10 protein-coding genes and 1 pseudogene are annotated in these 14,244 nt (G+C 63.4%); 5 read left to right on the top strand and 6 right to left on the bottom strand.

Going from position 1 to position 14,244, the window contains the following annotated elements; genetic code table 11:
- Positions 1 to 58: 58 nt before the first annotated feature.
- Positions 59 to 286: pseudogene (locus ABIB24_RS12275) on the top strand (hypothetical protein).
- Positions 287 to 413: 127 nt separating this feature from the next.
- Here the strand turns inward: ABIB24_RS12275 and ABIB24_RS12270 are convergent.
- From ABIB24_RS12270 to ABIB24_RS12250, 5 genes are all read right to left on the bottom strand, one after another.
- Positions 414 to 896, bottom strand: a complete 483-nt coding sequence (locus ABIB24_RS12270; protein ID WP_085592211.1) for a copper chaperone PCu(A)C — start codon at positions 894 to 896, stop codon at positions 414 to 416.
- Entirely contained in the window at positions 897 to 1,505 is a 609-nt protein-coding gene (locus ABIB24_RS12265) for an SCO family protein (protein ID WP_024086651.1), read from the bottom strand.
- 348 nt (positions 1,506 to 1,853) lie between these two features.
- Positions 1,854 to 2,438 (bottom strand): Fe-S biogenesis protein NfuA, encoded by a 585-nt coding sequence (nfuA, locus tag ABIB24_RS12260; protein WP_003250416.1) that lies wholly within the window; start codon positions 2,436 to 2,438, stop codon positions 1,854 to 1,856.
- A 58-nt stretch (positions 2,439 to 2,496) separates the two neighbouring features.
- Positions 2,497 to 3,531 carry an acyltransferase family protein gene (locus tag ABIB24_RS12255; protein WP_137163495.1) on the bottom strand — a complete coding sequence of 345 codons (1,035 nt, stop codon included), beginning with the start codon at positions 3,529 to 3,531 and terminating at the stop codon, positions 2,497 to 2,499.
- 235 nt (positions 3,532 to 3,766) lie between these two features.
- Entirely contained in the window at positions 3,767 to 6,067 is a 2,301-nt protein-coding gene (locus ABIB24_RS12250; RefSeq protein WP_354316562.1) for a fatty acid cis/trans isomerase, read from the bottom strand.
- A 183-nt stretch (positions 6,068 to 6,250) separates the two neighbouring features.
- Between ABIB24_RS12250 and metH the strand changes: the two genes are divergently transcribed.
- Positions 6,251 to 9,958, top strand: a complete 3,708-nt coding sequence (gene metH, locus ABIB24_RS12245; protein WP_025338483.1) for a methionine synthase — start codon at positions 6,251 to 6,253, stop codon at positions 9,956 to 9,958.
- A 160-nt stretch (positions 9,959 to 10,118) separates the two neighbouring features.
- Positions 10,119 to 10,334 carry a DUF2970 domain-containing protein gene (locus ABIB24_RS12240; protein ID WP_003256398.1) on the top strand — a complete coding sequence of 72 codons (216 nt, stop codon included), beginning with the start codon at positions 10,119 to 10,121 and terminating at the stop codon, positions 10,332 to 10,334.
- A gap of 263 nt (positions 10,335 to 10,597) precedes the next feature.
- Here the strand turns inward: ABIB24_RS12240 and ABIB24_RS12235 are convergent, their stop codons facing one another.
- Positions 10,598 to 11,674, bottom strand: a complete 1,077-nt coding sequence (locus ABIB24_RS12235) for an ABC transporter substrate-binding protein (protein ID WP_354316489.1) — start codon at positions 11,672 to 11,674, stop codon at positions 10,598 to 10,600.
- Between the two features lie 212 nt (positions 11,675 to 11,886).
- On the opposite strand from ABIB24_RS12235, the gene ABIB24_RS12230 reads away from it, so the two are divergent.
- Positions 11,887 to 13,539, top strand: coding sequence for a nitrite/sulfite reductase (locus ABIB24_RS12230; protein WP_137163492.1), 1,653 nt, complete (start codon positions 11,887 to 11,889; stop codon positions 13,537 to 13,539).
- Entirely contained in the window at positions 13,523 to 14,017 is a 495-nt protein-coding gene (locus ABIB24_RS12225; protein WP_013971943.1) for a DUF934 domain-containing protein, read from the top strand. The genes ABIB24_RS12230 and ABIB24_RS12225 overlap by 17 nt, the downstream gene beginning before the upstream one ends.
- The last annotated feature ends 227 nt before the right edge of the window (positions 14,018 to 14,244 follow it).

Below are 14,244 nucleotides of genomic sequence, written 5' to 3'. Positions count from 1 at the left end.
CCTCAGGCGGGCCGGCCAGCCACTGCTACACTGACAAGGCTGAATGGAGGATCCTGCCATGTCCGAAAGAGAGCTCACCACCCTCCTGTCGCTGATGAACCAGCGCCAGGCCTGCCTGAGCAGTGCCTGCAAGGAGATAGCCGACTAGATCGACCGGCAGGGCGACGTGCCCGCCGCCGGCAAGATCCGCGCAAGTCTCAAGGCCCTGGAGGCCGATGAGGCCCAGGTCCGCAAGACCTTGACCTCGCTGACCCTCGACAGGCCGCTGCCCAAGTTTCGCAGCTGATTGAACCGGGGGCTGCCTGGCAGCCCATCGCGACACAAGGCCGTTCCCACAGGGGATACGCGTTCTCCTGTGGGAGCGGCCTTGTGTCGCGATGGGGCGCAAAGCGCCCCCAAAGGGTTCAGCCTGATCAGTGCTTCATGTGCATGTGATCATGCCCACCGCCCGCCTCCGCGTTGAGCGCACGCACTTCGGCCTGTACGTCCAGGGTTTCCTTGGCCCCCTTGGCATCTTCGATGGTCAGGGTCAGCGGCACTTTCTCGCCTTCCTTCACCTGATTGTTCAGGCCCATCAGCATCACATGCAGGCTGTTCGGGTCGAGAGTTACGGCCTTGCCGGCCGGCAACTCGACCGCCTTGACTTCACGCATGCCCATCACATCACCGTTCATGGTCATCTCGTGCACCTGCACGGTCTTGGCCACAGGCGAAGCCACGCCCACCAGCTTGCTGTCGCTGCTGGCGGTCAGGGTCATGAAGGCACCGGTGGACTGCTGGTGCGGCACGGTCGCCCGCACCCAGGCGTCGCTCACGGTGGTCTGGGCCAGGGCCGGCAGCGCCAGGCCCATCAGGACCAGGGCAGCCAGGCCCTGCTTGATCGGTTGCATCGACATTCAGCAGATCTCCATCAGGGTGACCAGGTCTTCGGCGCATTCCTGGGCGGTCAGGGAATGGCCCAGGCTCAGGCGCAGGGTGCCACGCGTATCGTAGACGTAGCTGGTGGACGAGTGAGAGACGGTATAGGTATCACCGGCCGGGACTTTCTCGTAGAACACCTTGAACTCTTTGGCCACCGCAGCGATTTCCTCGGGGGTGCCGGTCAGCGCGGTGAACGACGGGTCGAACGCCTTCACGTAGGCATCGAGCACCTCGGGGGTGTCGCGCTCCGGGTCCAGGGTAATCAACACCACCTGGAACAGGTCGCGATCGCGGCCGCGCAGCAGCTTGCGGATTTGCGCAGCGCGCGCCAGGGTGGTCGGGCACACGGCCGGGCACTGGGTGAAGCCGAAGAAGATCATCGGCATGCTGCCGTAGAAGCTCGACAGGGTGCGCACATTGCCTTGGGTGTCCTTGAGGCTGAACTTGCGCCCAAGGATTTCGTTGCTCATGTTCTTGCCGTACTTGAACTCGAGCCCCCGGGCCGGGCTGCAGCCTGCGAGCAGGCCAAGCCCGAGAACGCCCATCCCGGCGACAACTGCGCGCCGGGTATATAGATCATTCATGAAACCATCCTTTACAGGGAAGGTGCCGGCCCTCGGGACGGGCCGGTCGAAAAACCGGGGCATTCTGGCACGACACCCCGAGGGGTTCTACCCGACGAAGGCAAGGATTGGCTGCAGCCCTTTGAATACGGGCTGCGGCCTGTTGTCGCAGGGGTTGAAACGGTAACACTTTGTTGCTAAGGCCTGACCAGATTGTGCGGTCGTTGTGGGAGCGGCCTTGCGTCGCGAAAGGGCTGCGCAGCAGCCCCCGGGATATTGGCGGCGAAGCTGATATTGCTGGGGCCGCTTCGCGGCCCTTTCGCGACGCAAGGCCGCTCCCACACGCAACAGACCGCGCCTGCCTCTACATCAGTAGTAGGCGTTCTCTTTCTGACTGTGGTCAGTCACGTCACGCACGCCCTTCAGCTCGGGAATACGCTCGAGCAGGGTGCGCTCGATGCCTTCCTTCAGGGTCACGTCGGCCTGGCCACAACCCTGGCAACCACCACCGAACTGCAGCACGGCAATGCCGTCGTCGACCACATCCACCAGGCTCACCTGGCCGCCGTGGCTGGCCAGGCCGGGGTTGATCTCGGTCTGCAGGTAGTAGTTGATGCGCTCGTTGATCGGGCTGTCTTCGTTGACCATCGGCACCTTGGCATTCGGCGCCTTGATGGTCAGCTGGCCACCCATGCGGTCGGTGGCATAGTCGACCAGTGCGTCTTCCAGGAACGGCACGCTGACCGCGTCCAGGTAAGCGGTGAAGCTCTTCAGGCCCACGGCGGTGTCGTCAGGCTTCTCTTCGCCCGGCTTGCAGTAGGCGATGCAGGTTTCGGCGTACTGGGTGCCCGGCTGGGTGATGAAAATGCGAATGCCGATGCCAGGCGTGTTCTGCTTGGAGAGCAGATCGGCCAGGTAGTCATGGGCGGCGTCGGTAATGGTTATAGCGCTCATGTAGGTTCCTCACAGACTTGCGGCCAAGTGTACGCCAACCCGGCCTTCGAACAAAGTCCTAGTATTTGACTCGGGAAAGCGCATATTCAGGGGCCTGCCCCCGTGGCGCCGCCAGCCAGGCCTGCATGCGCCGGTACAGGCCGCGCTCCAGCCACTGGTAGCTGAACCACGACATTAGTCCAATGGACGGCACGCACAGGGCGAACACCAAGTACGGGTTCAACTGCAGGCGCTGGCTGGCGAACCAGCCTGCGTACAGCACCAGCACATGGACCAGGTACACCGAATACGAACAGTCGCCCAGCGCCTTGAGCAGCCGGTTGCCGCGGAACACCGGTTCCAGGGCGACGAAGGCCAGCACGATCATTGCGCTCGGCACGCCCCAGTGCAGCAAGCGCCGGGAAGCGTCCAGGTGGTAGATGGCAAGGCTTGCAACCGCCAGCAACGCCAACGGCAGCCAGCGGCCCTGGTGGATCAGCCCGCGACGGTGCAACACGCCCAGGCCGATGCCGAGCAGGAATTCGTAGATGATGTCGTTGTTGTAGAAGCGGCTGAGCACGCCCAGCCGGCCCAGTATCTCGCTGGCCAGCAGCAGCGCGGCGGTGACCAGCAACTGGTGATGACGCTGGCGCACCAGGAAGGCCAGGCCGAACAGCAGGTAGAAGAACATCTCGAAGTTCAGCGTCCAGCCCACGTTCAGGGTCGGGTACAAGCCGTAGCCACCGGGGTTTTCCGCCGGAATGAACAGCAGCGACAGCAGCAGGTGGTGCCAGGTGAATGCCTGGTGCGGCATCCATTGACTGAAGGCCAGCAGCAGGGTTGCCATCAGCGCCGTGTAGAACCAGTAGGCCGGGACAATACGCAGCGCCCGGTTGAGCAGGAACTGGCGGGGCTCGATGGCCTTGTCGCAAGTCGACAGGTAGATGACCAGCCCGCTGATGACGAAGAAGATGTCGACGCCTGCGGCGCCGCGGTCGGTGAGCAGTTGGCCGATGGGGCCGGAGGCTTGGAAGTCGAAGAAAATCTGCATGAAATGGTGGCAGACCACCACCCAGGCGGCGAACGCCCGCAGTGCTTGAAGCGAATACAGCATGGAGAACCCTGCAATTGCCGGTGCATTGAGGCCCAGGCTCGAATGCAGGGGCGAGCGCTACGCGCTCGTTCGCGGGTAAACCCGCTCCCACAGGGTTAACGCTGACCTCGAGAGCGGTGCCATACCTGTGGGAGCGGGTTTACCCGCGAAGGGCTGCAAAGCAGCCCCCTTGCAATCGATCAGGACCACCCAGCAAGTCCGACCGCAGGGTAATCGGAAAGGTCAGCCCAACCGATCAGAGGTTCTCGTAGCGGTTCATGTCCAGCACGCCCGCCTCGACCGGCTCGGTCTCCTTGATGAAGCTGTTCAGGTCATGGAAGTAGCGCCAGAACTCTGGGTGACTGCGGCGCACACCCCAACGCATGACGATGCGCTCGAACCTGGCCGGGTCATCTTTCGCATACTCCATGTCCTCGACAAACTCCGGCACATCCTTGGTCGGGATGTTGAAGATGAAGTTGGGGTAGCTGCTGAGCACGCCCGGGTACAGCGTCAGGGTATCCAGCCCCGGCTGGTAGCGGTACGCCTCACCCAGCAGGAACGCCACGTTGCTGTGCGCGCGGTTGCGCAGCAGGCTGTACACCTGGCGCTGGCCACCCTGCCCTTCGATGCGCAGCATGGTCGCTTCGGGCAGCTGGCTGATCACCTTCAAGCCGGCAGCCGGGCGCGACACCAGGCGGCTGAGCGACTGCTCGGCATTGCGGAATTCTTCGCTCACCTGCGGCCGCGAGCAGAACGCGCCCTGGCAGCGGTTGATCGGGTCAGGCGCGGCATTCAGGCTGCCGGTACGCTGCAACAGCTTCAGGCCGAAGTCGCGCTTGGGGTTGCGCGGGTCGAGCTGGATGCCGCTCGGGGTGTCGGTGTCGATGTCTTCATAATCCATCCACATCTTCACCTTGCCGCTGTTCTGGTACCAGTCGCCGAGGATCGCCTTGCGCTGGTCGGCCGGCATCAGGCGCAGGAAGTTGACCTCGGCGCCGTTGCGAATCAGGTCGAAGTACAGGCGCGTCTGCAACTGGTGCGAGACGTTGCCGAACACATCGAAGTTGACCGCCAGCTGGTAATAGGTGCGCTCGAACAACGGATAGTCGAACAGCCACACAGTCAGCGGCACGTCACCGATCAGGCCCTTGGTCACCGAGGCGCTGTCGAAGTGGCGGAAAATGCTCAGCAACGCGTTGTCGTTACCGGCCCACAGCGTCGCCCAGCCCGGCGCCGGCATGTCGGCATAGGCTTCGCGGCGCAGTTTCTCGTACTCGTTGCGCTTGTCACGGTAGGCGTGCCACAGGCTCAGCACGCTGCCCACGTCATCGATCTGCCCAGGCATGGCCAGCAGCGGCGTGGCCTCGCCACGGTACTTGGCATCGGTGATGTAGCGGTCGTGGGCCGGCTCCTGGAACAACGCCCAGAAGTTGTCGCGGATCACGTCGGTGGCAATCTGCCCACGGCATACCGGGCCACGGATGAAGGTGCGCACGAAGTACTCGGCGTTATCCAGCATGAACTGGTAGCGCGCCACGGCCGGGATCGCTTCGAAGGTTTCGAACGGGTTGGCCCGGTGGCGCGGGCCGTAGCCTGGCAGCGCGGTGGCATGCCAGTCGCCGGCGTAGAACAGTTGCTTGACCCGCTTGAGCTTCTGCGGCCCCATCGGGTAGGTGATGTGCGTCTTGTGCACGATCACGCCCTGCACCGGGATCAACCGGTAGTAGAAGTCGGTGCCCGGCGGGTCGTTGGGGCGGCGCGTGGCGATCAGGTCGACCGGCTGGCCGCTCGGTGTACGCGAACGTACCCACTGGAAGAAGTGGCCCTGCTCGCCACCAACGAAATAGATGTGCGCCAGGAACAGGTGCTCGTACAGCCAGCGGCCGACCAGCGCCTCGGTGGACCCCGGGCGGTTGAGCAGCTCTTCCCAGTCGGCAATCTGCTTGGCTTCGGCCGCGCTTGGCTTGATCGGCTGGTACTCGACCGGCGCACCGGCGGCCAGCCAGCGGCGCATGGTGTCGTATTCCTTGTCGGTCAGGCCGGTCACCGCCAGTGGCATGCCTTCCTTGGGGTGGGCGCCGGCATAGGCATCGAACTCATGCGGCAACGGGCACATGTTGTTGCGGTTCAGGCCCAGGACGATTTCCTCGGGCAGCTTGGCGTTGGGCGTGAGCGGGGTCTTGTGCCCCAGCTCGAGCATGCGCGCCATCAGCGCAGCCTGGCTGCCCTGATTGTCGAGCACCGAGTAGAAGCCCTTCTTGCGCCACTCGCCCTCGCTGTGGGCGTCGTAGAACAGCCGCGTGGTGGGCACTGCCTTGCTGCGCTCGCCCTGGTACACCGGAACCTTGGTGGCGCCGCGCACCGCGCCTTCGGGGCTTTCCAGCTTCAGCTGGCAGGCGGCGTCGTTGCAGGCGTGGCAGGCCACGCATTTCTCGGTGAAGATCGGTTGAATGTCCCGGGTGTAGGAAATAGCCGGGCTCGACTGGGGGGCTTGCCCGAACGTCACACTGCTGATGAGCAGGGCGAAAACGCCGGCAAGAATACGATGCACCATGTGCGGAAAGTCCTGGGTATTGAAAGCCATCACGATTTGTTGCCTGGTCGTCCTTGGGTGCCCTGCTTCGCCGACGCCCGCCCAACATGAGCCATTTTCATGCAAATGGGCGATGTGCCTAAAAACCGCGCAGCTTTGTTATGATTCTGCACCTTCTGAAATTTGCCCGACCAGGTAGTTCCTATGTCCGACCGCAGCGCTCGTCTCCAAGCACTCCAGAACGCACTCAAAGAGCGCATCCTGATCCTCGACGGCGGCATGGGTACTATGATCCAAAGCTACCGGCTCGAGGAACACGACTATCGTGGCACGCGTTTCGCCGATTGGCCAAGCGATGTCAAGGGTAACAACGACCTGTTGCTGCTCAGCCGCCCGGATGTGATCGCCGCCATCGAAAAGGCCTACCTGGATGCCGGCGCCGATATCCTCGAAACCAACACCTTCAACGCCACGCAGATTTCCCAGGCCGACTACGGCATGGAGTCGCTGGTCTACGAGCTGAACGTCGAGGGCGCGCGCATCGCCCGCCAGGTGGCCGATGCCAAGACCCTGGAAACCCCGCACAAGCCGCGCTTCGTCGCCGGCGTGCTCGGCCCTACCAGCCGCACCTGCTCGATTTCCCCGGACGTCAACGACCCCGGCTACCGCAACGTCACCTTCGACGAGCTGGTAACGAACTACATCGAGGCCACCCGCGGCCTGATCGAGGGCGGCGCCGACCTGCTGCTGATCGAGACCATCTTCGACACCCTCAACGCCAAGGCGGCGATCTTCGCCGTGCAGCAGGTGTTCGAGGAAGACGGCATCGAACTGCCGATCATGATCTCCGGCACCATCACCGACGCCTCGGGCCGCACCCTGTCGGGCCAGACCACCGAAGCGTTCTGGAACTCGGTACGCCACGCCAAGCCGATTTCCGTGGGCCTGAATTGCGCCCTCGGCGCCAAGGACCTGCGCCCGTACCTGGAAGAGCTGGCGACCAAGGCCGACACCCATGTCTCGGCCCACCCCAACGCCGGCCTGCCGAACGCCTTTGGTGAATACGACGAAACCCCGGCGGAAATGGCCGTGGTGGTCGAGGAATTCGCCGCCAGCGGCTTCCTCAATATCATCGGCGGCTGCTGCGGCACCACCCCGGGCCACATCCAGGCCATCGCCGAGGCCGTGGCCAAGTACAAGCCGCGCGAGATTCCGGAAATCGCCAAGGCCTGCCGCCTGTCGGGCCTGGAGCCGTTCACCATCGACCGCCAGTCGCTGTTCGTCAACGTCGGCGAGCGCACCAACATCACCGGCTCCGCCAAGTTCGCCCGGCTGATCCGTGAAGAGAACTACACCGAAGCCCTGGAAGTCGCCCTGCAGCAGGTCGAGGCCGGCGCCCAGGTGATCGACATCAACATGGACGAAGGGATGCTCGACTCCCAGGCCGCCATGGTCCGCTTCCTCAACCTGATCGCCGGCGAGCCGGACATCTCGCGCGTGCCGATCATGATCGACTCGTCCAAGTGGGAAGTGATCGAAGCGGGCCTCAAGTGCATCCAGGGCAAGGGCATCGTCAACTCCATTTCCATGAAGGAAGGCGTCGAGCAGTTCAAGCACCACGCCCGCCTGTGCAAGCGCTATGGCGCTGCCGTGGTGGTGATGGCCTTCGACGAAGTCGGCCAGGCCGACACTGCCGCGCGCAAGAAGGAAATCTGCCAGCGCAGCTACGACATCCTGGTCAATGAAGTGGGCTTCCCGCCGGAAGACATCATCTTCGACCCGAACATCTTCGCCGTCGCCACCGGCATCGAAGAGCACAACAACTACGCCGTCGATTTCATCGAGGCCTGTGCCTACATCCGCGACCACCTGCCGCACGCCCTGAGTTCGGGCGGTGTGTCCAACGTGTCGTTCTCGTTCCGTGGCAACAACCCGGTGCGTGAAGCCATCCACTCGGTGTTCCTGTACCACGCGATCCAGAACGGCCTGACCATGGGTATCGTCAACGCCGGCCAGCTGGAGATCTATGACGAGATCCCGGCTGCCCTGCGTGAAAAGGTCGAGGACGTGGTGCTCAACCGTACCCCGCATGGCACCGACGCACTGCTGGCCATCGCCGACGACTACAAGGGCGGCGGCGCAACCAAGGAAGTGGAAAACGAAGAGTGGCGCTCGCTGCCGGTGGAAAAACGCCTGGAGCACGCGCTGGTCAAGGGCATCACCGCGTTCATCGTCGAAGACACCGAAGAATGCCGACAGCAGTGCGCCCGCCCGATCGAAGTGATCGAAGGCCCGCTGATGAATGGCATGAACGTGGTCGGCGACCTGTTCGGCGCGGGCAAGATGTTCCTGCCCCAGGTGGTCAAGTCGGCCCGCGTGATGAAACAGGCGGTAGCCCACCTGATCCCGTTCATCGAAGCCGAGAAAGGCGACAAGCCGGAAGCCAAGGGCAAGATCCTGATGGCCACGGTAAAAGGCGACGTGCACGACATCGGCAAGAACATCGTTGGCGTGGTGCTGGGCTGCAACGGCTACGACATCGTCGACCTCGGCGTGATGGTGCCGGCCGAGAAGATCCTGCAAACCGCCCGCGACGAGAAGTGCGACATCATCGGCCTGTCCGGCCTGATCACGCCGTCGCTGGACGAAATGGTCCACGTTGCCCGCGAAATGCAGCGCCAGGGCTTCCAGTTGCCGCTGATGATCGGCGGCGCCACCACCTCCAAGGCGCATACCGCGGTCAAGATCGAGCCCAAGTACAGCAACGACGCCGTGGTCTACGTCACCGACGCCTCGCGTGCGGTGGGCGTTGCCACCCAGTTGCTGTCCAAGGAGCTGAAAGCCGGCTTCGTCGAGAAGACCCGCCAGGAATACGAGGAAGTACGCGAGCGCACCGCCAACCGCAGTGCCCGCACCGAGCGCCTGAGCTACGCCCAGGCTATCGGCGCCAAGCCGCAGTACGACTGGGCTGGCTACCAGCCAGCGGTGCCCTCCTTCACCGGCGTCAAGGTGCTGGAAGACATCGACCTGCGCACCCTGGCCGAGTACATCGACTGGACCCCGTTCTTCATTTCCTGGGACCTGGCCGGCAAGTTCCCGCGCATCCTTACCGACGAAGTGGTCGGCGAGGCGGCCACGGCGCTGTACAAGGACGCCCGCGAGATGCTCGACAAGCTGATCGACGAGAAGCTCATCAGCGCCCGCGCGGTGTTCGGCTTCTGGCCGGCCAACCAGGTGGCCGATGACGATATCGAGGTGTACGGCGAGGACGGCCAGGCCCTGGCTACCCTGCACCACCTGCGCCAGCAGACCATCAAGCCGGACGGCAAGCCCAACTGGTCGCTGGCCGACTTCGTCGCGCCGAAGGCCAGTGGCGTTACTGACTACGTGGGCGGTTTCATCACCACCGCCGGCATCGGTGCCGAGGAAGTGGCCAAGGCCTACCAGGACAAGGGCGACGACTACAGCTCGATCATGGTCAAGGCCCTGGCCGACCGCCTGGCCGAGGCCTGTGCCGAATGGCTGCACGAGCAAGTGCGTAAAGAACACTGGGGTTATGCCCGCGACGAACACCTGGACAACGAGGCGCTGATCAAGGAGCAGTACCGCGGCATTCGCCCGGCCCCCGGCTACCCGGCCTGCCCGGACCACACCGAGAAGGAAACCCTGTTCCGCCTGCTTGACGGCACTGCCATCGGCGAGACCGGGCCGAGCGGCGTGTTCCTCACCGACCACTTCGCGATGTTCCCGGCGGCGGCAGTCAGCGGCTGGTACTTTGCCCACCCACAGGCGCAGTACTTTGCCGTGGGCAAGGTCGACAAGGACCAGATCGAGCGCTACAGCGCGCGCAAGGGCCAGGATGTGAGCGTCAGCGAGCGCTGGTTGGCGCCTAACCTGGGTTACGACAGCTAAGACCCTTGGGGCCGCTTTGCGGCCCATCGCGACACAAGGCCGCTCCTACAGGAGAATGCAATCCTTTGTAGGAGCGGCCTTGTGTCGCGATGGGCTGCACAGCAGCCCCAATAGCCACCTACACTGTCCCTGATTGCCTCTGATTTCCTCAGGAGCCACCATGGACGATTCCAGCCAGGGCAAGCCCCCTACCTTCTGGCAGATGCTGCACAGCATCCTCGCTGCCGCCTTCGGCGTGCAAAGCGGCAAGAACCGCGCCCGCGACTTCACACACGGCAAGGCCAGCCATTTCATTGCGCTGGGGACGCTGTTCACCCTGGTGTTCATTGCCGTACTGATCGGCCTGGTGCAATTGGCCCTGCACCTTGCGCGCTAGCAAAAACGCCTGCGGGACTCCCTCCCGCAGGCGCTCTGGCTGCATCACGGTCTTGAATACAAGTCTACTGGTGACTGACCCAATACACGGCAGTGACCACCACCAGAACGATCAGGCAGAGGATCGCCCAGGCATCGACGCTGCTGTCAGCTTTGCGGACCTTGGTTGAGTTTCCCATTGCATTGCCTCTTGTAGTGGTTATGGGAATGCACTTCACCACCAGCAGTTAAGACGAGCAATGCCCTTCCCTCAAGCAGGGTCTTTCAATAATTGATCGGTGATGTCAGAAACGGGTACTGGTAGTCGGGCGGCCGCCCTTCGGCACTGTAATGCTGGAAATCGATGCCGTAGTCCGGCTGCTCCAGCAGTTTCAGCCATCGGGCTGCCTTGGCCTGGTCGATCGGCTGCAACACCGGCACGCGATGCTCGCGCAGGCCATCACGGTTCACCGCCAGCCCCTGGGCATCATCGTGCAGCATCACCATGGCCCAGCCGCCGAGGGTGAAATGCCCGCCCATCAGCACGCTCAGGCGCCCGTCGATACGTGCGTGCAGGGCCTCTGGCGAGCTGTTGATGGCGCTGAACAGCACATCGCGCCCTGGCTTGCGCCCCGCCTCCTCGAACGCCTGCATGGCACCAAAGGCCATTTCGTCGTTGGCCGACCACACCAGGCGGGTGGCCGGGTAGCGCTCCAGCAGTTGCTGCGCCTGCTCATAAGCGCGCTGGCGGCTCCAGCCGCCATATACCACCTGGCGCAGGCGCACCTGGGGGAAGTCGGCCAGAGCCCGGCGCATGCCTTCCTCGCGCAGTTGCGAGGCCGGGGTGGTCTTGACCCCGGCAAACGCCAGCAGGTCCACCGGCCCGCTGTCACGGGGCAATTGCGCGACCATCTGGTGCAACATCTGGAAGCCCGCCTGCTCGTCGTTGGCCGTCAAGGTGCCCAGCAGCTCGGCATACTTGTCGGGCTGGGCCTCGATGCTGCGGGCCTGGCTGGCAGTCAGGCCGTTGTTGACCAGGAACAGCTTGACCCCGCTGCCGCGCGACAGGCGGATGATCTCCGGCGCCACGTACTGCTCGTTGACCAGTACCAGGTAATCCGGGGGCTGCGGCCCGCCCAGGATCGCCCTGGCCTGGGTCAGCGCCAGGTCGGCGCGGCGTTCGCTGTACTCCACGCGCAGGGTCATGCCCAGCTCGTCCGCGGCGGCCTGCATGAAGCGCGTATAACTGGTCCAGAACGTCTCGGTGGACAGCCCCGGGTTGAGGAAAACCACCGAAGCCGGCTGCGCGCTTGCCGCCAGCGGCAAGGCAAGACACAAGCTTTGGCACAACGCCTTGAGCATGGGTGACATCCCTGCGATGCAAACATCGGATTATAAACGCCAGGCCACATCCAGCGCACAAATGGCAGTCAGTCTCACATAGTCCATTTGGTTCTTTTCATATGCAAAAACATCACTTTAGCGCATAAACGCAACCTGCTATCGTTCCCCGGCTCCGAAGCGGAGTGCGCGGCCGTGCGCGCGAATAGCTGCATGCCTGAGACAGGACTTTTATGTACGTATACGACGAGTACGATCAGCGGATCATCGAGGACCGCGTCAAGCAGTTCCGTGATCAGACCCGCCGCTATCTGGCCGGTGAGCTGAGCGAAGAAGAATTCCGCCCTCTGCGCCTGCAGAACGGCCTTTACATCCAACGTTTCGCACCGATGCTGCGCGTCGCCGTGCCGTACGGCCAGCTGAACGCCACCCAGGTCCGCACCCTGGCCAGGATCGCCCGCGACTACGACAAGGGCTACGCCCACATCTCCACCCGCCAGAACGTGCAGTACAACTGGCCGGCACTGGAAGACATCCCGGACATCCTCGCCGAACTGGCCACCGTGCAGATGCACGCGATCCAGACCAGCGGCAACTGCCTGCGCAACACCACCACCGACCAGTTCGCCGGTGTGGCCGCAGACGAAATCGTCGACCCGCGCCCGTGGTGCGAAATCGTCCGCCAGTGGACCACCTTCCACCCGGAATTCGCCTACCTGCCGCGCAAGTTCAAGATTGCCATCAACGGCTCGCAGGAAGACCGCGCCGCCATCGAAGTGCACGACATCGGCCTGGAGCCGGTGCGCAATGCCGCTGGCGAGCTGGGCTTCCGTGTGCTGGTCGGTGGCGGCCTGGGCCGTACCCCGGTGGTGGGCTCGTTCATCAACGAGTTCCTGCCGTGGCAAGACCTGATCAGCTACCTCGACGCCATCCTGCGCGTGTACAACCGTTACGGTCGTCGTGACAACAAGTACAAGGCGCGGATCAAGATCCTGGTCAAGGCCCTTACCCCGGAAGTGTTCGCCGAGAAGGTCGAGGCCGAAATGGTCCACCTGCGTGGCGGCAGCACCACGCTGACCGAAGCCGAAGTGCAGCGTGTATCGCGTCACTTCGTCGACCCGGCCTACCTGGCCCTGGACAACTTCGACTACGCCGCCCTGGACGCCGAATACCCAGGCTTCGCCCGCTGGCGCTCGCGCAACACCCGCGCCCACAAGCGCCCTGGCTACGTGGCCGTGACCCTGTCGCTGAAGCCCACCGGCGTTGCCCCGGGCGACCTGACCGACAAGCAGCTGGACGCCGTGGCCGACCTGGCCGAGCGCTACAGCTTCGGCTTCCTGCGCACCTCGCACGAGCAGAACATCATCCTCGCCGACGTCGAGCAGCGCCAGCTGCACGCCCTGTGGCTGGAACTGCGCGAAAGCGGCTTCGCCACCCCGAACATCGGCCTGCTGACCGACATCATCTGCTGCCCGGGTGGTGACTACTGCTCGCTGGCCAACGCCAAGTCGATCCCGATCGCCGAATCCATCCAGCGCCGCTTCGACGACCTGGATTACCTGTTCGACATCGGCGAGATCGACCTGAACATCTCCGGCTGCATGAACGCCTGCGGCCACCACCACGTGGGCCACATCGGCATCCTCGGCGTGGACAAGAAGGGCGAGGAGTTCTACCAGGTGTCGCTGGGCGGCAATGCCGCGCGTGGCGCGAGCCTGGGCAAGATCCTCGGCCCGTCCTTCGCACAGGATGACATGGCCGATGTGATCGAGAAGCTGATCGCCGTGTACGTCGAGCAACGTACCGAGGAAGAGCGTTTCATCGACACCTACCAGCGTATCGGCATCGACCCCTTCAAGGAACGCGTCTATGCAGCGAATCATTAAGAACAACCAGATCGTCGACGAAACCTGGCATCTGCTGCCCAAGGAAACGTCCTTTGACGAGCTGACCAACTGCGACGACTACATCGTCCCGCTGCAGATGTGGCGGGACCATGCCCATGCGCTCAAAGCCCGTGACGGCGGGCTGGGCATATGGCTGGACAGTGACGAAGAAGCCGAAGAAATCGGCGAAGACGTGCAGCACTTCCAGGTCATCGCACTGAACTTCCCGGCGTTCACCGACGGGCGCAACTACTCCAATGCGCGCCTGCTGCGTGACCGCTACAAGTTCAAGGGCGAGCTGCGCGCCATTGGCGATGTGCTGCGCGACCAGCTGTTCTTCATGGCCCGTTGCGGTTTTGACGCGTTCGCCATCCGTGCCGACAAGGACCCGGAAGACGCGCTGCAAAGCCTGAAGGACTTCTCGGTGACCTACCAGGCAGCCACCGACGAGCCGCTGCCGCTGTTCCGCCGCCGCTGATCGTCACCTTGCAATGCCTGACGGCCCGCCTATATGGCGGGCCGTTTCGTTTTCCTGTACCGGCCTCTTCGCGGGCTTGCCCGCTCCCACAGTTACACCACAGGCTTCAAGGACTGTGGCACTCCTGTGGGAGCGGGCAAGCCCGCGAAGAGGCCGGTACAGGAAGAATCTGTTATTCCAGCAACACAGTCACGACTTTGCCGCTGATTCTTGACTGTGAATCAAAT

Source organism: Pseudomonas sp. UYEF17 (genome assembly GCF_040546125.1).
Lineage (GTDB): Bacteria > Pseudomonadota > Gammaproteobacteria > Pseudomonadales > Pseudomonadaceae > Aquipseudomonas > Aquipseudomonas putida_Z.
The sequence above is the reverse complement of the archived record's forward strand: the minus strand, read 5'-3'. Positions and strand labels throughout refer to the sequence as shown.